This is a genomic window from Spirosoma pulveris, from assembly GCF_054781875.1.
Map to the genome: position 1 here is coordinate 505,878 of NZ_BAAGTO010000001.1, position 21,707 is coordinate 527,584.

General features: G+C 48.6%; 22 protein-coding genes and 2 tRNA genes. 8 read left to right on the top strand and 16 right to left on the bottom strand.

From position 1 onward, the window contains the following. Positions 1 to 74: 74 nt before the first annotated feature. Complete coding sequence (locus ACYVJM_RS02020) at positions 75 to 338, bottom strand: 4a-hydroxytetrahydrobiopterin dehydratase (RefSeq protein WP_461146535.1); 264 nt, start codon at positions 336 to 338, stop codon at positions 75 to 77. A 645-nt stretch (positions 339 to 983) separates the two neighbouring features. On the opposite strand from ACYVJM_RS02020, the gene ACYVJM_RS02025 reads away from it, so the two are divergent. After that, positions 984 to 2,108, top strand: coding sequence for a tyrosine-type recombinase/integrase (locus tag ACYVJM_RS02025; protein ID WP_461146536.1), 1,125 nt, complete (start codon positions 984 to 986; stop codon positions 2,106 to 2,108). Here the strand turns inward: ACYVJM_RS02025 and ACYVJM_RS02030 are convergent, their stop codons facing one another. The 12 genes from ACYVJM_RS02030 to ACYVJM_RS02085 form a co-directional block, all read right to left on the bottom strand. Next, on the bottom strand, positions 2,109 to 2,636 hold the full coding sequence (locus ACYVJM_RS02030) for a hypothetical protein (protein WP_461146537.1): 528 nt from the start codon (positions 2,634 to 2,636) through the stop codon (positions 2,109 to 2,111). A 374-nt stretch (positions 2,637 to 3,010) separates the two neighbouring features. Beyond that, positions 3,011 to 3,145 (bottom strand): helix-turn-helix domain-containing protein, encoded by a 135-nt coding sequence (locus ACYVJM_RS02035; protein WP_461146538.1) that lies wholly within the window; start codon positions 3,143 to 3,145, stop codon positions 3,011 to 3,013. Between the two features lie 126 nt (positions 3,146 to 3,271). Then, complete coding sequence (locus ACYVJM_RS02040) at positions 3,272 to 4,084, bottom strand: SHOCT domain-containing protein (RefSeq protein WP_461146539.1); 813 nt, start codon at positions 4,082 to 4,084, stop codon at positions 3,272 to 3,274. Positions 4,085 to 4,109: 25 nt separating this feature from the next. Further along, entirely contained in the window at positions 4,110 to 4,715 is a 606-nt protein-coding gene (locus ACYVJM_RS02045; RefSeq protein ID WP_461146540.1) for an SHOCT domain-containing protein, read from the bottom strand. 598 nt (positions 4,716 to 5,313) lie between these two features. Next, positions 5,314 to 5,400: transfer RNA gene (locus ACYVJM_RS02050), tRNA-Ser, on the bottom strand. Positions 5,401 to 5,437: 37 nt separating this feature from the next. Further along, a tRNA-Ser gene (locus ACYVJM_RS02055) sits at positions 5,438 to 5,524 on the bottom strand. Between the two features lie 71 nt (positions 5,525 to 5,595). Then, complete coding sequence (locus tag ACYVJM_RS02060) at positions 5,596 to 6,708, bottom strand: asparaginase (protein WP_461146541.1); 1,113 nt, start codon at positions 6,706 to 6,708, stop codon at positions 5,596 to 5,598. A gap of 62 nt (positions 6,709 to 6,770) precedes the next feature. Continuing rightward, on the bottom strand, positions 6,771 to 7,577 hold the full coding sequence (locus ACYVJM_RS02065; protein WP_461146542.1) for a TatD family hydrolase: 807 nt from the start codon (positions 7,575 to 7,577) through the stop codon (positions 6,771 to 6,773). 25 nt (positions 7,578 to 7,602) lie between these two features. After that, complete coding sequence (locus tag ACYVJM_RS02070; RefSeq protein WP_461146543.1) at positions 7,603 to 8,628, bottom strand: glycosyltransferase; 1,026 nt, start codon at positions 8,626 to 8,628, stop codon at positions 7,603 to 7,605. After that, the gene (locus tag ACYVJM_RS02075) at positions 8,615 to 9,262 is read right to left on the bottom strand and encodes a polysaccharide deacetylase family protein (protein ID WP_461146544.1); all 648 of its coding nucleotides are present in this window, start codon (positions 9,260 to 9,262) and stop codon (positions 8,615 to 8,617) included. Before ACYVJM_RS02075 ends, ACYVJM_RS02070 begins: the two co-directional genes overlap by 14 nt. Positions 9,263 to 9,351: 89 nt before the next feature. Continuing rightward, entirely contained in the window at positions 9,352 to 10,473 is a 1,122-nt protein-coding gene (locus ACYVJM_RS02080; RefSeq protein WP_461146545.1) for a glycosyltransferase, read from the bottom strand. Then, positions 10,470 to 11,432, bottom strand: a complete 963-nt coding sequence (locus ACYVJM_RS02085) for a lysylphosphatidylglycerol synthase domain-containing protein (RefSeq protein WP_461147721.1) — start codon at positions 11,430 to 11,432, stop codon at positions 10,470 to 10,472. Before ACYVJM_RS02085 ends, ACYVJM_RS02080 begins: the two co-directional genes overlap by 4 nt. 45 nt (positions 11,433 to 11,477) lie before the next feature. Here ACYVJM_RS02085 and ruvC point away from each other — a divergent pair, with 45 nt between their 5' ends. From ruvC to ACYVJM_RS02110, 5 genes are all read left to right on the top strand, one after another. Then, a complete protein-coding gene (ruvC, locus tag ACYVJM_RS02090; RefSeq protein ID WP_461146546.1) occupies positions 11,478 to 12,080 on the top strand; it encodes a crossover junction endodeoxyribonuclease RuvC in 603 nt (200 codons plus the stop codon). Between the two features lie 95 nt (positions 12,081 to 12,175). Further along, positions 12,176 to 13,285, top strand: a complete 1,110-nt coding sequence (locus tag ACYVJM_RS02095; RefSeq protein ID WP_461146547.1) for a sensor histidine kinase — start codon at positions 12,176 to 12,178, stop codon at positions 13,283 to 13,285. Next, positions 13,282 to 14,025, top strand: coding sequence for a LytR/AlgR family response regulator transcription factor (locus tag ACYVJM_RS02100; protein ID WP_461146548.1), 744 nt, complete (start codon positions 13,282 to 13,284; stop codon positions 14,023 to 14,025). Before ACYVJM_RS02095 ends, ACYVJM_RS02100 begins: the two co-directional genes overlap by 4 nt. A 174-nt stretch (positions 14,026 to 14,199) precedes the next feature. Then, entirely contained in the window at positions 14,200 to 14,952 is a 753-nt protein-coding gene (locus ACYVJM_RS02105) for a dioxygenase family protein (protein WP_461146549.1), read from the top strand. A gap of 186 nt (positions 14,953 to 15,138) precedes the next feature. Continuing rightward, positions 15,139 to 15,858 (top strand): pirin family protein, encoded by a 720-nt coding sequence (locus ACYVJM_RS02110; protein WP_461146550.1) that lies wholly within the window; start codon positions 15,139 to 15,141, stop codon positions 15,856 to 15,858. Between the two features lie 13 nt (positions 15,859 to 15,871). On the opposite strand, the gene ACYVJM_RS02115 is transcribed toward ACYVJM_RS02110, so the two are convergent. Then, positions 15,872 to 16,696: a toxin-antitoxin system YwqK family antitoxin gene (locus ACYVJM_RS02115; protein ID WP_461146551.1), complete on the bottom strand. Its 825-nt coding sequence runs from the start codon at positions 16,694 to 16,696 to the stop codon at positions 15,872 to 15,874. A 128-nt stretch (positions 16,697 to 16,824) separates the two neighbouring features. Between ACYVJM_RS02115 and ACYVJM_RS02120 the strand changes: the two genes are divergently transcribed. Then, positions 16,825 to 17,247, top strand: a complete 423-nt coding sequence (locus ACYVJM_RS02120) for a secondary thiamine-phosphate synthase enzyme YjbQ (protein ID WP_461146552.1) — start codon at positions 16,825 to 16,827, stop codon at positions 17,245 to 17,247. Positions 17,248 to 17,265: 18 nt separating this feature from the next. On the opposite strand, the gene ACYVJM_RS02125 is transcribed toward ACYVJM_RS02120, so the two are convergent. Continuing rightward, the gene (locus tag ACYVJM_RS02125) at positions 17,266 to 19,374 is read right to left on the bottom strand and encodes a thioredoxin domain-containing protein (protein ID WP_461146553.1); all 2,109 of its coding nucleotides are present in this window, start codon (positions 19,372 to 19,374) and stop codon (positions 17,266 to 17,268) included. 44 nt (positions 19,375 to 19,418) lie between these two features. Beyond that, positions 19,419 to 21,068 (bottom strand): T9SS type A sorting domain-containing protein, encoded by a 1,650-nt coding sequence (locus tag ACYVJM_RS02130; protein ID WP_461146554.1) that lies wholly within the window; start codon positions 21,066 to 21,068, stop codon positions 19,419 to 19,421. A gap of 149 nt (positions 21,069 to 21,217) precedes the next feature. On the opposite strand from ACYVJM_RS02130, the gene ACYVJM_RS02135 reads away from it, so the two are divergent. Beyond that, complete coding sequence (locus ACYVJM_RS02135; RefSeq protein WP_461146555.1) at positions 21,218 to 21,706, top strand: hypothetical protein; 489 nt, start codon at positions 21,218 to 21,220, stop codon at positions 21,704 to 21,706. Position 21,707: the final 1 nt, after the last annotated feature.

Sequence of the window (21,707 nt, forward strand, 5' to 3'; positions counted from 1 at the left end):
GCTGCAAGATAGTCGATAGTCGGCAGTCAACAGCCGTTTATGGTCTTATTACCGTCTGCACTGGAAACTCCTGACTAACCGACCAGTGCATCAATCGCTCCGGCCATCGTGCGATCTTTTTCGGTTACGACATTACCTGCATCGTGGGTCGACAGTTTGATGGTGACCTGGTTGTATACATTCGACCACCAGGGATGGTGATCCATTTTCTCGGCAATGAGTGCCACGCGGGTCATGAACGCAAATGCCTCACTGAAATCAGTAAATTGAAAATTACGACTAAGCTGGTTATCCTGTTCCTGCCACATAAACGTTAGTTTTTTAGAATGTTCGTTCAATTGACTCCACAAATATGAAAATACTTTAGTATAAACTAGTAGCCATTCTTGGTACTAGTAGCTAATCCAACGTTTGCCATAAATAAACTAAAATATTTTTTTTTAAATTTATGGTTACCATATAATCATTTTTTGTTAACTTTTCAGAGCTATTTTAAATATGTTGTTCTAGTTGCTAGTTAATTCTGAAGGACCAGGATTAGGTAGATCCCACAACTTCAACAAAAAGAGTGCTAGTGGGAGAATGTGGTAGATGAGAGAAAGGTATCAGGGCCAGTGTCTTACGCTGGCCCTGCCTATTTTAGGCGCTTTATAAAAATTCACAAAAAAAGTCTGCAAGAATTACTTGCAGACTTCAACTCAGAGAGGAAGATACGCCAATAGGGCTATAGTATTTCAACTCCTTAATGAAAAACTTACTTTACGTAGCCGTAAAGCCCTAAGTAACCGGGTTGAATTGAAAGGAGTATGTAATTACTACTACTATCGTTGCAACTCACTTGCAACCAAGCCCCTCCTATGTCAGCCTCCGTCAAGGTCATCCTGCACACAAAAAAGTACACGGATGGAACCCAGCCTGTCATGCTCCAGTGCATTGTTAAGTCATTAACGGGTACGATCTGAAAGCGCAGAATCCTCTGCCGGGTGAAACCTCAGCAATTCGACGCCACTGACGGACGTGTCATTAAGCACCCGAATGTACTGGTTTTGAATGCAACCATCATCGATGCATTCAATAAAGAAAAAAAATTGAACATGGCCCTGATGAAAGGGAAGCCCATTGACCCGGCCGATATCATTGCAACTACGGTTGCAACTCTAAATCAGGATGCTTATTTGCTCTTCCACGGCAATCGCTACGTGGAGCGTTGTAGGCAGAAGGGACAGTTTCACACGGCAGAGAAATACGGAGGTCATCTCACCAAACTGGCCGAATACCTCGGTATGAATGCACTGGGTGTGCAGAATGAAATCCATATGGATATCGTCGATGAAGACTTGCTATTGAAGTGGGCTAATTGGCTACGGGTGAATGGTACCAAATCGGTCTATACCCTGCACCGCCGGATTGCCTTTATCACAACCCTTTACAATGATGCCCGCAAGCGCAGGCTGACCACTGGTAATCCAACGGCCTTTCTGGAATTCAAAGAGCAGAAGGTACGCAAGCTCAAGCTCACGCCGGAACAACTGGCAGCACTGGAATCGGTGCCGTTGACGGGGCGGCTCGATGATGCCCGCAATACCTTTCTGATGCAGTTCTTCGCGTACGGTACCCGCATCAGCGATGCCCTTAACTGGCGAAAGGAAAACATCCGTAAGGAAGGCAACACCTGGTATCTGGAGTACACCAGCATGAAGTCCGGCGATCTGATCGATGTCCGTCTCAACCCGAAAGCAAAGGAGATTGTGAGCCGATATTTGGAGAAGGTACCGGGGCTGTTCCTGTTACCCTGGCTGTCGGGCTACGAGGAAGTACCGAAACTCACAGACCAGCAAAACCGGGAGCGGCTCATCCAGCAGATTGAGAGTAAGACAGGGATGGTCAACGTGGCCCTAAAGGAAGTTGCCATTCTTGCTGAAATACCGGTAAATCTCACCACCCACGTGGCCCGGCATACCTTCGCGACGCTAGCTGATAGTAAGATATCGGGCAAACGGAAAATCAGTGCGGCCCTGGGTCATTCAAAGTTAGCAACCACCGAGGTGTACTTGTCGGAATTGCATCAGAGTGATGTCAATGATGCGATAGAGGACGTGTGGAAGTGATTATAATTTCAAGTCAATTTTGTTTAATTTCAAAGTTTTATCAATTGAGTTATGTATAGATTTATAATCATTTTTATTTCTCATTAATAACCATTTAGATTCTAAAAGGTCAACTTCGACATCTTTAAGATATGGTTTAACAATCGTTATTGCATTATGAAATCTTATATTTTCAATTGCGATAGAGAAGTAAAATGCCCCGATTATAAAGTAAAAAAAGCTATTAACGAGAAATAGTGTCAAAATGATTTTTTCAAACAATCTAACACCTTCTTTATTCACAGATAAAGGTTGTCGCTCACGTATCTCTTTGATAGCAAATTTTAAATCATCCTCTAATAATAGTTTATCTTTATCGTCTATTGAAGGAAGATTAATTAGCCCTACAATTTGCAAGACCCTATTATCATAGCGATGTTGTTTTCTATATATGCCATTAAACATAAAAATTGCATAGACCAATATCGCACAGAATATTAATATAAAAATAGTAACAGCGGACAAATCCAATAACGTCCCTTTACTCATTTTCGAATAATATAAATTCGAGAACCTAACACTTACATTTGTCAGGATACCAATTATATAAGGTCCAATATTATTTAGAAATATGTCAATAAAATAGAACACAAAACTACATAGTAAACTAATTAATATAGCTTCTTTATTTCTTTTTAATATTCCCATCACTATATCTTTAAATTGAGTTTTTTGGAGAAATCATTTTACAATCTTTACAACATATTCAGTGGATTCAGGAAGTTCCCTGACTTCCACAGTAGCTGCAAATCTTTCTGCCTTACTAGTTTCATAGGTCCTCGGGCAAACATGAGCCAGTCTGGATCACAATCGATCTCCATGAGTAAGTAAACCATTCGAATCGTCACATCTACTTTCCCCACCTAAATAGCCGAAACAGTTGTCTGATCAATGCTTGGCTTTTCGTCAAACTGGGACTGTGATAAGCCCAGGTGCTTTCTGAACTGACGAAACCGGGTGGTCATGGTGGCGTAGTGCGGGTTGGTGATCGTTGCCATAGGGCACGAAGTTTTGTCGTAGTTTTATTTCCCATATAAAGTGCAGCTCTTTAATATGGGAAATATTCGATTGAATTGTTAAAAAATGAACTGGTTTAACAACGAATTAAAATGAGTCTGTATGGCTTAACGATTCCACTTAAATCCGGCCGTATTAAACTCAATCTGCCTTGTGCCTTCGCTGTAAAACTCAACTTCAATAACCATCTTTTTTGATTTCTTTAGTTTAGAAATCAATGAGCTGGTAGCGTTGAAGAATATTATATCAGAACTATAATCGGCCGCTCCTGATGTTGAATACGTTACAGGCTTACCATCGTCAAATCGAATTCTGGCTGAGCCATCTTCAGCTGAATTGGAAATGAATTGCCCCTTACTAACCTTCAAATAAATATCAGTTTCACCTTTCTTTTTTCGAACAGTAAAGGAGGCTATTGATCCACCATTATAAGGAAAATCAAACTCAAGTGGCTCTTTTGCATCGATTGATGCAATGTGATACTTACTACCCATCTTGTCTGTATCACTGTAGTAACTCCAAGAATTTGTCGGCTCAGAAGGCTCTACGGGAACGGGGGTTGTCGAACTTAGGCTTGTATCAATATCAGTCAGGTTAGTTGTCGTTGTATTTCCTAAATCCTGCTTATTACCTGGTAGTAAAAGTGAGAGCAGCAGTAAGCCAATAAAAATACCCGCTAACCATTTCCAGGCGCTCTTATTGCTCTCCTTAACAGTTACCTGGCTATGAGCGGGGGTGACAGTGGTTGATTGGGCAACGTTTTTAGAAGCGTATGTTTTACTTTCCTGTATCTCCTCCTCAACTTTTTCTTCAGCTTGCAGAATAGCCGCTTTCTGCATGTTAAACTCGGCATCGGTAAGAACTCCCTGCTCTTTTAGCTTAGCCAGTCTTTCTAATTTACTTAATGAGTCTTCGTTCATTTGGTGTGGTTAGTTTAGGTATAGATTATGGATTCAGTAATTTCTTCTTCTGGGCATCGTATTCCTCTCTGGTCAATGCCCCGGCATCGAGAAGTGACTTCAACTTGAGTAGCTCATCGGCTACACTGGCCACGGTAGTTAATGAAGAAGATTTACGAAGAGCGGGCGGGGGAAGAATCTCCCCGGCTTCGATGGCGTTTTCTATTTCGACCTGGTAACGAATCAGCGTACCAGCTCCCACGATTGCAGCCATCGAAAAGCCGGTGCGTTTAAAACCGACCATGTTCAGCTCCTTAATGACCAACCGATTCCCTGTATACTGACTGGGCAGGTAATTTTTTACCAGCTGTCCGGCCCGGTAGACGGCTGACATCGAAGAAGGATTATGATAAGCAAAGGCAAAAGATTTATCGGGCAGGGTGCCCCGTCCCATTTGAAGGGTATCGCCCACCTTGACAATCCATCCGTGAATGGAAGTTTGGTACCCGGCATCAAAGTCTCTTCCAAAGAGTCGTTTGGTGCCTTTCATATCAGCATCGGTTACGGGTGTTTTACGGCTAGATTGCTGGTAATTGTCTTGGGCGCTACTGAAAAACGGAATTAATAGAAGAAAAGCGAAGAATAGTTTCATGGGTTAGTTACGGTTGAGATTGATCATTGAAAGTATATTTACATTAATGACGGCTGTGCTCTTTTCTGTAACATATAAATGTATTTCTATAATTAATATACCCTTAATAGTTAAAGTCATATGGCTTCGCACTATTGAATCTGTTTTCGATTCGAAAACGTTTCATGACTGCAAAGTCTGGATGCGATTTACAAAAAAATGTCACCAAAATTACCAATTATCTATCTTATTTCATTGATGTGATTATCTAGCGAGCAACTGAAAGCCATCACTACCATAGATCTAAAGAGAGTACCTATCTTCTGCAAGACTACTCGGCTTAAAATTCTTTAAGAAGCGGGTATTTAATAAAATAAAGGCTGTTGAGTAGTTAAATAGGTCAATTCAAGACCGTAAAGCATGCGAAATACAGGGAAACAACGCGAGTAATAAACGCATGTAAGCCAATTTCACCATCTGATCATTTCAATAGTTCTTTTATTTATTACCAAGTATTCAAAATCGAACCAAGCGACCTTGAACCTTATTTAAAAGACTACTAATCTAAACGAAAGAATCCCATAACCAGCTAAAAAACAGCTCATTATGGGATTCAATGCAGAGAGGAAGAGATTCGAACTCTCGATACGGTTGCCCGCATACACACTTTCCAGGCGTGCTCCTTCAACCACTCGGACACCTCTCTAAAAACGAAGTCAGCAAGTTGGTTTGCTGACTTCCGGCAGAGAGCGAGGGATTCGAACCCCCGGTACCCTTGCGAGTACTTCTGATTTCGAATCAGACCCATTCGACCACTCTGGCAGCTCTCTTTGTCCTTTTGGGAGTGCAAAGATGCATGTTTGACTGTAAAAACGCAATAGCTAATTTATAAAAAAAGTGATTATTCACTCATTTCGCCACTAATTGGCTGAGCAAGAAGTAAGCGCAGTTTCCCCGCATCCTGTTCCTGGCCAAGCAAAACCATCAGTTTTGTAACAGCGGCTTCGGTGGTTATATCGGCCCCACTAACGACCCCAATTTGCAGCAACTGCTTACTGGTTTGGTATTGGCCCTGGGTTACGCGGCCCCCTTCACATTGCGACACATTGAAAAACACAACGCCCCGGTCAATGGCTCGCTTAATGGTATCCAGAAACCAGCCATCGGTAGGCGCATTCCCAGCACCAAACGTTTCCAGAACCACCGCCCGAAGATTGGGAATGTTCACGATCGACTCGACAACCGGTTGTGTGATTCCAGGAAAGAGCTTCAGAATGGTTATGTTAGAGTCCAGTACAGTGCGAAGGCTCAATCGCAGGCCGGGCTGGTAAGGGCGGATGAACAAGCGATTGTAGTCAATACTCACCCCCGCCGTGGCCAGATGCGGGTAATTTTCGGAGGCAAAGGCATTGAACTGAACACTTTCCTGTTTAGTAGATCGGTTGCCCCGCAACAGCAGCGAATTGAAGTACACACACACTTCCGGTACAATAGGAATACCTTTATGTGTTGCTGATTCGCTACCGTCATAAATCGCGGCCGCAGAGTCCACGGCGGCCGCGATTTCGAGGGCGGTGATGAAATTTTCACGGGCATCGCTGCGGGCCACACCGATTGGCAGTTGAGCCCCGGTGAGAATAACCGGCTTATTCAGCCCAACCAGCATAAAACTCAACGCCGATGCCGTGTATGACATGGTGTCTGTGCCATGAAGAATGACAAAACTGTCATATTCATCGTAGGAGTCCTGGATAATCTGTGCCAATTCGACCCAGATAGCAGGCTTCATATTCGATGAGTCGATGACTTCCTGCAGGGTGAGTATCGTAATATCGAAGTCGAGTCGATTTAACTCTGGTACGCGATCAAGCACCCGATCAAAATCAAACGGAATGAGACCGCTGGCTTTGGGGTCATAGACCATTCCAAAAGTGCCACCGGTATAAATTACCAGCACCGACGCCCTCGATTGTCGGGGCGAAACGGGGCTTATATGAACTGTCTTGTAAGGCATTAGTAATGCTACTATTAATACAAAAAAACGGACAACAGCCGCCCTCTGTGCGCAATTACGCTCTAACCCGGCAATAAATTAGCGTATAAAGCAGGAAGCAACGAAAGCGCGTTGGTCGTTGTGTGCCGGGCTACATCATCAATATTAATTTGCTTAAGGTCGGCTACGCGCTGGGCCACCAGCCGGATGTAAGCCGGTTCGTTGCGCTTGCCCCGATAAGGCACCGGTGCCAGATAAGGAGCATCGGTTTCCAGGACAAGGTGCTCCAGACCGATGTGTGGGAGCACTTTGTCCAGTCCGCCGTTTTTAAACGTGGCTACCCCGCCAATGCCAAGTTTGAAGCCAAGATCAACAGCCCGGTTCGCTTCGTCCAACGTCCCGACAAAGCAATGAAAGATGCCCGTCAGTCCGGATAGAGCCAATTTCTCGATCAGATCAGCCGCTTCGGCGAACGCATTTCGGTCATGACCTGAACGAGTATGCATGGATACCGGCAAGTGCTGTTCTGCGGCCCAGCGAAGCTGCGTCTCAAAAGCGGCAAACTGTTGATCGACGTAGGTCATGTCCCAATAAAAATCCAGTCCGATTTCGCCCACGGCCATGAAAGCATTTCGGTTGAGGGCATCCTCTACTACCGCCAGTTCTTCGTCTACGGTGTCGTTGACATAGGCCGGATGCAATCCCATCATGGGCAGACAACGGTCGGGGTACTGCTCGGCCAGCGCCATCATACCGGGAATGGTCTCTCGGGCGCAGTTCGGCATCCAGATCTGGCTAATCTGCTCTTTCTCAGCTTGGTGGAGCATAGCTTCCCGGTCTTCCTCAAACTGGGAATCGTAAATATGGGCGTGGGTGTCAATTAAAATCATTATCCGTCAGTTGATAAGTGGCAAGTCAGTGATACACCCTTCCTTTCCACTCAATTTTCGTTGGCATCAGGTAGAAAACTACCGCCAGAGGGCCAATGATGAGTTGGTAAATTTCAAATAGCAACGCGTAAGGCCATAAGTTGGTTTGCCTCAACCGGCTCAACCCGAACGAAATGATCATCGTTTGCATGAGTAGCCTGGCGACATACACTCCCACAGCCAATACCGGCGAGAACCAGCCCAACAGGAGAAACAAAGGTGCCGCCAGATACTGAACATAGAGCGAGCTAACCATCCAGATTGGCAACTGGCTGGCTCCGCGCATCCACCGTTTGCGCTGATGCAGAAAGGCAGTCAGAGTGTCAACCGCTTTCGTCCGGGCTAAAACGTCTTCGTTCAGCAAGTTTTTGAAACCGTAGCCTTTGGCTATAATGGCCCGAAAAAGTGTATAATCCTCAACGACCGAAAATTCCAGCGACTCATAGCCGCCGATAGCCTTATATCCTTCCCGACTTACCGCCATGTTGTTTCCCATAGCAGTAACCGGCAACCCCATGCTACTCACCAGGTGCGTAAGTGTCAGGTTATACAGCCAGTCGATGGTTTGAAGCTTATGGAAAATTTGGGAACCTTCGGGAAGGGTAACACCCGTGACAATACCGGTCTGCTTTTGAAATGATTGACCCATACAAGTCAGCCAGTTGGTCGGGACCTGGGTATCGGCGTCGGTAAAAAAAAGCAGTTGGCCGCGAGCCTGAATAGCGAGTTGAGCCAGCACATTGGCCTTGCCCTGCAAACCCACGGCTGATTCGCCGATGTGAACCAGTCGGTAAGCGCGTTTATTTTGAATGAATTTGCTTATGACCAATGCAGTCTGGTCGGTTGATTGGTCATCTCCAATAAGCACCTCCAGCTCATCAATTGGATAGTTGAGGTGACTAATTGCCTCAAGACAGGCAAGAATGGTGTTTTCTTCATTGCGGGCCGCAATCAAAATACTAACACGGGGACTATCCGGCTGAGACGAATCTGACGAGTTAGTAACCGGCATAAACGGGTTGTGGCACAGAGCGGAACGAATATCCACGGGCGGCAAAATAAGCCAGCATCCGGGGCAGAACGTAGCGCATCGTAGGCCAGGCCTTTACACTATCGTGAAACACAACGATAGAACCCGGCCGCGTGTATTTAATAGTTTTCCGCAGGCAGACATCAGCGGGCAGGCTACGGTCAAAATCACCCGTGAGCACATCCCACATTACAATGGAATAATTTTCGAGCACTTCGGCCACCTGCGTTTTTTTTATGCGTCCGTAAGGGGGGCGAAAAAGGGAGGTTTCAACATTTAGCAACGACTGGCATTTTTGGATATTTTCCAGATAGACGGCATCTTCCGTTTTCCAGCCATTCAGGTGATTGAACGTATGATTCCCGACCATATGCCCGGCTTCCAGTACCTTATATAGAATGTCACGATGCTTGCGAACATTGTCACCAATGCAGAAAAAGGTAGCCTGAGCAGCAAAACGGTCCAATTGCTCCAGCACAAACTCAGTCACATCAGGAATTGGCCCGTCATCGAAGGTCAGATAGATCGTTGGTTCAGTCTCCTGATCGATCCTCCACCAGAACTCAGGGTATACCGTCCGGAGTAAAAAATTAGATTTATGCAGAAAGAATGACAAATTAATGTTGATTTAGGATACATGATGCCAGATTTAGTGCCCATGATGCGTTATTATCACACCATTCAGCACCTATCGTTCATCACACATCAAGTAAGATTTCTTCCTTTCCAATGGTACCCCTTTCCCTGAGCGGCCAGACCAAAGAAAATCACATAAAATGGGTATACAAACTGTGTTAGCGGAATGACGTTCACAGACGATTTTTTTTGTAAAAAAACAAGAATCTGCCGTAAAAACAAAAATTCAGGTACAAGCTTTAAACCAATAACGAGTAGTGTTACATTTCCGTTTAAATAATTGAGCCACCAGCCCAAAACAGCGACAATAGGGACAACATTACACAGAAATATAAATACTGCCAGCAACGATGGCAGATAGCTGTCGTAGGCTCGCCATTTACTCGCCCATCGCTTCCGCTGGTTGTAAAATCCCCGCCACGTCTGGTGGGTTCCCGTCCGAACAATAGCCTCCGGACTTTTCAGAAAACGAACACCATCTGAATAGCGCGCCGAAATCTTATGCATCAAAAACTCATCGTCGCCGGAGGCCAGGTGATCGAAACCGGCAAAGCCGCCCACCTCGGCAAACACATCCTTTACGTAACATAGGTTAGCTCCGTTGCACATGGTGGGTACACCAAGCTGCATCGTACACGCACCGGAACCGATAAGACTCGAAAACTCAACTGTTTGCAGGGCATCGAAAACAGTACGCCCGTCGGTGAACGTTACCGGCCCCGATAGCAGTCGGGCACCTGTTTGACGCTGAAATGCAGCAAATGAAGCCAGCCAGTTGGGGCCAACCCGGCAGTCACCATCGGTCGTCAGGATCAACTCGCCGGTGGCCATAGCGATGCTTTGGGTGATGGCCCGTTTTTTTGGCGACGCCGTCCGCTCGTTGGTCAACGGCAATGGGCGGACCGTGAACGAGGCCGATTGTGCATACTCCCGGACAATGGCCAGCGTAGCATCTGTCGACGAATCATCGGCAATAATGACCTCAAAAGAAGCATATGTCTGGCGACTCAGGTCGTCCAGCAGGTTCAGTATATTATCGGCCTCGTTACGAACGGGGATCACGACGGTAATAAGCGGACCACCAGTCGTTTGAGCCGATGGATGAATCGTTGGGATGCGTAACCAGGCAATCCAGAGTACGAAGGTAAACAGCGCATAGAGACCACTGATTACCAGAAGGATGATTGTCATTCAGCGGTTAATTTGAGTTTCCAGACCCAGATCAGGCCTGCCAGTACGGGCGTCAGTACGTTAGCGACCCAAAGCGTTAGGGTGACCGTTATCAGTACAGATGCCGAAAGGCCAAAGGGTGCGAACACCCATAACGAAGCAGCTTCCCGAACGCCCAGATCGCTCAGTAAGTTGAACGCGGGCGTAATGGTTTTTGCCAGAAAGACCAGCCCAATACCGGATGCGGCCATAGCGGGGGGTAGCATCAGCCCAACCAGCCGCATGGCGAAGTAAAACTGGGCGGAGAAAATCAGATACCGTAACCCAGCTACCGCGAGTGCAAGTGCGATTTCCCGGTCCGAATACTGAATAGCCACCTGCCAGTAGTCGGCGAAGCGGTTCAGGCCCGAACGGCCAGCCAGCTGCGATATCATTGACCGACGAACAACTCCGAACAACACCCCACCCAGCGACAAGAGCGTAAGTAACGCCAGCAGCCATTGACCTGTTTGGTTGTTTCGCTCGGGAACAAGGCTAAGGTGCTGCGCCCAGGCAACCGTACCAAACACAATAGCGACGTAGAATTGCATGCCGCCCGACACCAGGGATGCCCCAATGGCACCCGCCCGGTTGGTACGCAGCGACAAAACCCGGCCGGCCGTATCGCCCAGTTGAGCCGGTAAAGTGAAGCCTAGAGAAACCCCGGCCAATACCCCCTGGTACGCCTGCCAGAATCCGGTAGGCACCACCCGACGGAGCAGAATCTGCCATTTAAGGGCCTCAAGCCCCCAGTTGACCGGCGTGAGTAGTACCAGACAAACTGCCCAGCGTTCCGGGTGCTGAACCCCCTTTACTTGTGCCTTGACAACCGCCCAATTGAACGGCTGCTGCCTTAAAACATGGGCGATGTAACCGATGAGGGCTAAAAACACGGCAATTTTTGCCCAAAAGATGATTTTTTTACCCGGTTTCAGCGACAAAATAGAGGAGAACACGTTACTTTGTAATAGAGCCAACACCCAATCATGATTATTAAACCTACTTCATCGATCATTCAGCCAGTCGTTACACCCGAGAAAGTGATTTTGGGGGTCGATCCGGGCACCATGATTGCCGGCTACGGCATTATTTCGGTGAAGGGAGGTACAATGAGCATGATTCAGTACGGCGTGGTTCAGTTGAGCAAATATACAACCTACCAGCTGAAGCTGCAGAAACTCTACGAAACCATCCTCCGGTTAATCGCCGAATACCACCCCGACGAAATGGCGATCGAAGACCCGTTCTTCGGCAAAAACGTGCAAGCCATGCTCAAACTGGGCCGAGCGCAGGGTGTGGTCATGGCGGCTGCGTTATCGCGCAATATCCCCATCGTCGAATACGCACCGCGCCGGATCAAACAATCGGTTACCGGCAATGGAAATGCGTCTAAAGATCAGGTATCTCAAATGGTCGGGCATTTGCTTAAGGAGGACCTCGACCCTAAATTCTTCGACGCTACCGATGCGCTGGCGATTGCCGTTTGTCATCATTTTCACGAAAACGCGCTGCCCGTAGCTCCCGGCAAAAAGAACAAAAAAGGTGCCTGGGGCGCTTTCGTCAGCGAAAACTCCGACCGGATCCTTTAAACCGTTTGGGGTATTCACCGACACATTCCGGCTATAAACCCTCAATTGGGTTAGCCCGTTTCTCTTTTCGGCGAATTCCGAACTAATTTTCCGGTATGAATAACCGGCTCTCGCAGATCGCAATTCACCTGCTGGGGTGCTTAACTTTTCTGGCCCTGCCTTATGTCTTTTCCGACGAAGGCTTTTCCAGACTGGCCGAGTTGCAGCACAACCCGCACGAACAGCGCACACAGGTATCGTACCTGCTGACGATTGCCTTTTTTTACATAAACTTCTACGTACTCATTCCGAGACTCTATTTTGCCAGAAGGTATATCCTGTATGCGCTTGCCTCACTGGGCTGTTTTTTACTGATCGAAAGTACGCTGGCTACCATCAATCGACGGGGCATTAGTCCCTCCGCCAGCCCAACCTCTGCACCTCCACCCTCTCCGGAAAGACCCCGGTACCCCGGAAGTCCGGACGACTTTCCTCCGCCATTTCCGGCCGATCGGTTGCCCCAATCCGGACCACGGCAGCCGGGCCTTCCCTCAGAGCTGACACAAACCTTTTTCCTGACACTGGCCGGGTTTCTAATGGCGCTGGCATTGCGCATCAACAGCCGCTGGCGGGAGACCGAACAGGAAAAAATACAGACGGAACTTTCGTACTTAAAAGCTCAGATCAATCCTCATTTTCTGTTCAATACGCTGAACAGCATCTATTCACTCGCCATTGTTGAGTCGCCCCAAACCGCGGCCGCCTTGGTCGAACTGTCCTCATTTCTTCGGTATGTCATTCAGGATTCGCAGAAAAACCGGGTTTCAGTACACAACGAGCTGGATTATATTCGACAGTACATAGCCTTGCAACGACTGCGGCTGGGCGATACGGCCGAAATAGCGTTTACGATTGAGGGCAATCCCACCCACCAGCAGATTGCTCCCCTCCTGCTGATCTCTTTCATTGAAAATGCGTTTAAATACGGCGTCAGTCCTGAAGAACCCTCACCTATTCAAATTAGTATTAGCCTCGATGGTCAGTCCATTCATTGCCACATAGTCAACAAAAAGGTTAGGGTGTTTCAGCCCACTGCTGTTGCAAGCGGGATTGGGCTAGCCAACACAAAAGCGCGTTTACAACTTTTATATCCGAATAAGCACCAGCTGCGTGTCAGCGATCAGGCAGATCGCTTTACTGTTGATTTATCCATTACACTGTCATGATTCGAGCCATTGCCGTTGACGACGAGCCCCCCGCCCTGCGGATACTCACCCATTTCTGCCAGCAGGCCGGTTTAATAGATTTACGCAAAACATTTACCCGAACCGACGAAGCTTTACAGTATATCGGGCAGTTCCCGGTCGATCTGCTGTTTCTGGACATAAACATGCCGTCTATGTCGGGCATCGATTTTTACCGGGCTATTACGCGCATTAATCCGGCTGATAACCAACCGATGATGGTTATTTTCACAACCGCCTACGGAGAATATGCGGTTGAAGGTTTTACCCTCAATGCCGTCGATTATTTGCTCAAACCATTTACGTTCGAGCGTTTTGTACAAGCGGCCAATAAAGCCGCTGACTTTTACCGCTGGCAACAGCAAGCCGATACGACGAATGAGGCTTATGTGTTTATTCGCGCCGACTATACCCTGCATAAAATAGCACTGGCAGATATTTTATACATCGAAGGGCTGGATGACTACCTCAAAATCCACCTCCGGTCCGAGCAGGCAAGTACAACCAAGGCTGGTGCGCCAAAGCCTATCGTGGCCCGAATGACGATGAAATCCATACTCGAACGGCTGCCAGCCACCAATTTTGTTCGGGTGCATCGGTCCTTTATCGTTCCCCTAAGCCGTATCGAAGCCGTCCGAAACAAGACCATCTCCGTTGATAGCCGTGAAATACCCATCGGAGCCAGCTACGAAGTCGACTTCCTGAAACGTTTCGGTCGTTGAGATAAACCCTAACGTTTACCGACACAATGTTGCCATTTACCTATATCTAGTTAGCCAGTGCAACGAAACAGCCCCTTCCTGCGCTACTGGGAGAAAGCGAATTTAATTCGACTGAAATAAAAACTCACTCTATTTTTCAACGTATTCGGACGAGTTAACTCCATCTTCTGTCTTATGGAACGTAAAGAATTTTTAAAACGTGGTTTTGTCAGTTTGCTGGGCATCACAGCAGTAGCACCGCTCATAGGGGCCTGCTCTTCATCGACGATTAGCCCGGACAGTACGTCCACCACAGGCATTACTACGTCAACGGGGTCTACAAACGGCAACTCATCCAGTAACTGCACCGTTACTCCCTCGGAAACGGAAGGGCCTTTCCCCACCAAAGTACCGTCCAGCCTCGTAACAAAGGATATCCGCTCCGACCGAACCGGGGTTGCCTTCACCATGAATATCACCATCAAAAATGCCAACGCCAGTTGTGCAGCACTGGCCGGTGCGCTCGTTGATGTGTGGCATTGTGACAAAGACGGCTACTACTCAGAATATGGCGGCACCGGCATGCAGAGTGCCGATTTTACGAAAGTAGACTTCCTGAGAGGCCGACAGACTACAGACGTCAATGGGTTGGTTTCATTTACATCAATCTTCCCGGGATGGTACTCGGGTCGGGCACCCCACATTCACGTCCACATCTACAACTCGGCAGGTAAGTCGCTGCTGGTCACGCAAATTGCCTTCCCGTACGATGTTAGTAACACGGTCTACACAACGGCCCAGTCGTACGGCTACACGAAAGGAAAACAGGATACCCTTAACGAACGGGATAATGTTTTTTCGGATGGATTCACCAATGAATTAGCTACGGTTTCAGGGAGTATAGCGGGTGGGTACACGCTCACCCATACAATTGTTGTCAATGCCTGATGAAACCAGGTCAACCTGACGGAATGAAGCACCGGTCTATAGCGCTCGGCATAGTTTATAACTATGTTGGAGCGTTATCCGGTCTCTGACCGGAGTTCAATAGCTAGCCTAAGTATACCGGTGAGAGACCGGATAACACCCGGACATAGTCATAGACTATGCCTGACGTACACCCGCTTATTAGCAATGATCGACCGTACAACGCAGGCTCAACTGTATGTAGCCGACCAACGAGGCTGCTCACAAAGTCGTTTTTTTCGGAGTTATCACACGTTTAACTTCGGGCAGTACGCAAATGCCTGCCGGACTCCTTTTGGCGGGTTACAGGTATTAAATGATGACACCCTTAGTCCGGGAAATCGGTTGTCGGTAACGGTCGATGCCGACACTGCCGTTGTACTGATTCCATTGGTGGGTGGCCTGGAATTCAGCAGCCCGTTTGCCAACAGCTTTTTGGAAGCAGGGCAGATTCAAACGGTTTGGCTAACAAAAGGAATGGCGTACGAGGTCATCAATCCGTATGAAACGGAATTGATCAATTTTGTTCAGCTCTGGTTTTCCGGCAATCCCGAATCGGCTTCCGTCAGCCAATCGGTTATTGACTTGACAACCACAAATCAACTTCTGCCCGCCTTCACCCTAAATCCGCTCAATGACGACACGCAAACCGCAGGTTTAGGCTTTATCGGTAGATTTGACGGACGGTCAGAGGGGGTTTACACACTTAATAATCCCAAGAACGGCGTTTTTGCCTTTGTATTAAGTGGTGTTTTTGAGGTTCAGAACCGATTACTCCATGAACGTGATGGCTTATCGCTGATGACGATCCAAGGTGCTGAGGTAGACTTTGAAGCCTTATCCAACAACGCCCTACTTCTTCTTCTGGAAGTTCCCATGCATGGTTAATGTGTATATGCCGTTACAAACGATAGTATATACTGTACTGAAGGCTTCCGTAAACACGAAAAACGGTTAATACGCAGGTCGATGCGGTAGCCTTGCCATCGTTAAAGGCAGGTTTCCAATTTAGCTTTTCGGGCGTCCACTCGGGCATGTTCCGAATCACCTGCTGCACGTAGGAGACGGCTTCGGGCATTTTCGTATTTTCGGACACGTTCGTATTCAACAATACGCCAATGCCCGTCACCTGCCCGATTTCATTGATGGCAAGTGTAGCGGTAACCCGCCGGATACGTTCGCCATCCACCAGCGGCCCGAGTTTTTGCTTCATATAGGCCGAAAGATCATTGGGTTTCCCCAGAAACTGAGCTGACTGGTAGAAGGGCTCGCACGCTTCCCTGACCCCATCCATTGTAAAGCAACTACTCTGTGTCATACGGCCGTTGCGGTAGTACTCTTTTCGCTTGATAGACCCATCTTCATAAAAGACCATGAACGGGCCGTGGAGTACATCATCTTTGTATTCGCAGGTAATATAAGGCTTCCCGGTGAGGTACATGATTTTCGTAGGGCCATACCGGAATATACGGCTAAGGCTATCCAACCGAAAGCCGTTTGGCAACGTTTGGGGCAAGATTTGATAGGAATCCTGGCGAAATAAAGACCCGTTTTTCAACAGTGTCCGAACTGTAAAGTATTGGTTGCGTTTACCGAAATAGAGAATTTCTTCGTCGTACTCTGCATGTATACGACGCACAGTCTGGCTGTTTTTAGCCAGATCGGGTTGCGCCTGAGCGGGAAGGCAGAACAACAGGCCAAGTAACAGTATGTAAACAGCATTCATAAACCAAACGATCTGTCTATTTTTCGCGCATTTCGCAGTGAGCAATTGCTCAACAATAGGCACAACAGACTTACTACTAATATAGTTATTATCAATTTATGTTTTAATCCTCTTCTGTTTTTTCGGCTATGGCCATTCTCCAGCACACGTTTCAGCTTCCTGCTTATCCACGCGGTTTTCACCTGATCACCAGTACAATAGAACGGGAGTTTGTCGATCTTCGGCGCATCAAGACTGGCTTACTGCAGGTATTTATTCAGCATACATCGGCCAGCCTGACCATCAATGAAAACGCGGACCCAACCGTCCGGGGCGATTTCGAGCGATTCTTCAACCGGACCGTCCGCGAAAATGAACCTTATTACGAGCATGACTATGAGGGTTCAGACGATATGCCCGCCCACCTAAAAGCGGCTCTGCTGGGGCACTCCGTCACCATCCCCATCACAAACGGACGGCTGAACCTCGGCATCTGGCAGGGTATTTATCTGGGTGAGCACCGCAACAACGGCGGTCGACGCACACTTGTTTTAACTGCCTGGGGAGAATAAGCTGCGGTAAGCATTGCCTTAGTGAACTAAATCCCTTACCTCGCCTACGCTCGTTACCGGCAACTGACAAGCCCGGTTATAGCAAACATAAATCGCCGTTTGTCCATCAACCAGACCCCGGTGTTGCAAAAGGGGTAGTCCATCCGGGCCTGTTTCCTGTAAATCGCTCGTGCCGCATAACACCCTGTTCGGGTAATAATCGGCATCCAGCTCGGCCCGAAATGGCTCGGCTTCCGGCCCAACAATGGCAATCTCAGCCGTGGGCCGGGCTCGCAGGGCGAATTGGGCAGCCCAGTTGGTCAGGTAATCGGCGTTTTGCTCCACCAGTGGCTGTACCCGCCCCAGCATTTGATCGGTACGTTCGGCGTAGGCAGGTCGGTCAAGCAGTAAACTCAGGATGTACAAATTTTCGGCCATCATTGAATTGGATGATGGTATAACGTTGTCGAACAGCTCCTTCCGACGGGCAATCAGTTCTTCGCTGTTCTTATCGGTGAAGAACAGGAGCGGCTCCGGACCGGTGAGTTCATCAACGGATGAATCCGCAAAGTTCGTCAGTACATACTGCATAAGCTGATCCGCTTCGGTTAGCCAGCTACGGGTAAACGTGGCCTGGTACAATGCCAGAAGACCGTCGATCACGGCGGCATAATCGTCGAGGAAACCCGCCTGCCGCGCTCGTCCGGTACCGCCTTCGGTCACTTTATAGGTATGCCAGAGTCGACCATTCCGGCTATCGCGTATTTTTTTGAGCAGAAAATATGCCAGTCGCAGGGCGAGCGTCAGAAACTCCGGCTCACCAAAAACGCGGTAAGCCGTAACGAGTCCTTTCAGCATGAGTCCATTCCAGGAACAGAGAATCTTGTCGTCGAGTCCAGGCCGGATGCGTTCGTTACGCACCCGCAGCAGCCGCGTATGGGTGGCATCCAGACGAACATTCAGATCGGCAGCCGACCAGCCCATTCGAGCCGCAAACTCTTCATCGGATTCTATTCGGTGAAGGATGTTTCGTCCATGCTCCCAGTTACCGGCTTCACTAATGGAATAAAGGTCAGCAAACCAGTCGAAATCAGCACCCAGGATTTCTCTCAGTTCGGGGGTAGTAAACGTATAAAATTTGCCCTCTACCCCTTCGCTATCGGCATCAAGGGCCGAATAAAAGCCACCTTCCGGGCTCAGTAATTCTCGCTGGGCAAAGGCAATTGTCTGGTAAACGACATGCTTGTACAGCTTATCTTTCGTCAGGCTGTAGGCTTCTGAATATAGGGTAAGCAGTTGGGCATTGTCGTACAGCATTTTTTCGAAGTGCGGAGCAAACCAGTCGGCGTCCGTCGAATAGCGGGCAAATCCGCCCCCCAACTGATCGTAAATACCGCCCAGCGCCATGCGATCCAGCGTGATACGGACCAGTCCCAGTGCCTGTGCCGCCGTTTCGATGGAATCGGCTGGTTGCCGGGACGAAGTGGCTGCGGCCACGGCCTGGTAGCGAAGCAGGAATCGCCAAACACTGGGCATTGGAAACTTGGGGGCCCGACGCATTCCACCCTTCTCATCGTCAGCTTTTACGGCTACTTTACGGTAAAGTACATCCAGCATTTCGGGGGCAAAAAGCGGGTCGTTCTGCGTCAGACCGTAGCGTTCGGCATCGGATAGGTTCAGTTCGCGAGCAAACCCCTCCGCCGACTGAGCCAGGTCAGCGCGGTGTTCGTTAAACGCATTGTCGATACTTTCCAGCAGGTTCACCCAGTTTTTGGGTGGCAGATAGGTAACCCCATAGAACGGCTTGGCGTCGGGCATGAGGAACACGTTGAGCGGCCAGCCGCCCTGCACACCCATTGCCTGCACGGCATCCATATAAATGGCATCGACATCGGGGCGCTCCTCCCGGTCGACTTTAATGCACACAAAATGCTCGTTCATTACCCGCGCTACGGCTTCCTTCTCGAACGACTCCCGCTCCATAACGTGGCACCAGTGACAGGCCGAGTACCCAATGCTGACAATGATGGGCTTGTCTTCGTCAATGGCTCTGGTCAGGGCTTCGTCGCCCCACGGATACCAGTTTACTGGATTTTCCGCATGCTGAAGAAGGTATGGGCTGGTTTCGTATTGAAGTTGATTAGGCATAAGCTGGAATGGGCATGACGGCACGGGGGGGTGCAACCCACTGATCACAATCCCTGAATAACTATTTTTTTTGACTGAATCTGGTCGCCACTTTGTACCCGGAGAAAATAAATGCCCGCTGGCAAATGCGCTATGTTCAGACGCTCCTCAAGGGTGCTGACCTCCCGTCTAACCACGGGCTGACCACTTGTGTTCAACAATGTGAGGCTGGCGGACGAAGCAGGTAATCTACTGAACTTGACGGTGAGCAGGGTCTGAGCCGGGTTCGGGAACACGATCATCTCGGCCAATAAAGGCTCGTTTGCCGTCACGACGCCCATATCGAATTGGCACAGATACACTTCACGCCCGATGAGTTCGATGGTTTGCTGCCAGGTTTTGTACCGGACCGTCAGTGTAGTTTTAGCGCCTTCTTCGGCATAGGGGTTTTGAGCCGCAACCAGGATTTTATTGCCTTTGGCTACCCCCCGCCAAACGGGAAGTTCTTTATCCAGTAGATCGCGGGCGGGCGTTTCGATGACCAGCTCGTAGGTTCCCTGAAACATATCGGCAAAGCGCGACAGTCGAAACAGTCCATGCGTAAAATGCTCATAAGCCGCGTAGATATCGGTTCGAGTTGGGGCCAGTGTGGGATTTTCCCAGAGCCACAAACCGGCCGCTCCCGAAAAGAACGGGAAAATAGCCGTGGCTTCTGCCATAAACCGCTGAATGAAATTCGGGTAACTGGTCGAACTGTCGTGATAGCGCAGCCAGACCCAGGGTACTACGGGTTTGTTGCTCCAGGCCCGATTGACTTCGACCTGAAACAGCAAATAGGCCAGATACTGTCTGGCAAATGGATTCGGGTAATCGTAGAAATAATAAGCGGATGGGGATAGCGAATTCAGTTGTTCGTAATACGAGCCGCCGATGCTTCGACCCGTCGAATCCTGAACCAGGTAATTCGTCCGGGCGAGATTGGTTGACCAGTCGGCCCAGGAGAATGTTGAAACGTTCATATACGTATTCAGAACGGGCGAGTCGGCGTAACTGGTCAGGCTGATGTTGGTCAGGTCGGCATGTTGGCGCATATACCGGGCGGCTTCGGCATACAGATTCCGCATATCCCGCTTGTAAGCGGCAATGAAGCTGGCGTCGGACAGGCTACGATAGCTTGCCGGGACACGGGTATCGGTTTTAATCCTTAAGATACGGGTATCTGTTTCCAAAATCCGCTCAATATCGAGCGCCAGCCGACTAATGGGCAGTACATACAAACCCGCCGAATTTTTCTGACCACCCGCCAGACCCGACAGGAAACGATCCCAATTGGCGCGGTAAGCGTTCAGATCATTCGCCCACGGACTTTCGATGGTTTCCCAAGGCTGGCCCAGTCCGGTAGCCACGCCATAATACACCACAGCCCGTTGGGCAGGTTTCACGAAAGAACCAAACTCATTATCTTTAACATCGACCAGGTGGCTGAAACCGTGCCGGAGTGGACTCGCCTGTGTATCGGTAAAACGGGGGCCACCGTAAATGATCGGGAAAGGCAGCGAAAATTCAGGAAATTTACTCCACTCAATTTGATTCGGCTGTGTAACCGGGGTAAAGCTTAGTCGCTCGGCACATTGCAACTGAGCCGTGGCCATGGGCATTAGCCCCAGCCAAAATCCAGCAAAACAGAGAAAGAAAAAGCCAAATGAAACGCGCATTGCTTGAAGTTTCGGTAAAACTACGGAATTTTAGGAGCCCAATAAGCGGGTAGCGTTATCCTTTCGGATCAAGTCGATAACGCTGACTCGTTCTAAAGCTGTCCACTCGGTAAACGAATTGGTCAACCTTGCTCGTTACTCTTCTGCGTATGAAACGAAATCAACAACTCCATTCACTTATGTATCCCGTTCGAATTCTTCTTTTCTGTACTGTGCTGTTCAGCATCCTGACCGGTTGCTCGACGGATAACGGCACCGACCCGAATCCAGTCGGAACCTCTCAGTCAGAATTGCTCGTGGCCAACAACTGGGTAACCAATCGGGTATCCACACCCGACGGGCAGGAAATCAATAGAAGCCGCTTAAACCTATCAACCCAGGTGCTGTATGACCTCAATATGCAGTTCCGAAACAACGGAACAGTTCGGGCGCTCGACCCCAAACAGTCCAACTCAGTCGTTAACCAGGGAACCTGGGTGCTGGCGTCCGACAGTAAATCCATCGACGTGGATGTGCAGGGATTTAAAGGCAATTTCCCGATAATTCAACTCACGAAGAACAAGCTCATCCTCCGCCAACGCGCCCCGGTCGACGGGAAAGATGCAGATATTAATCTGGAGTTTATACCAAGCTTGTAAG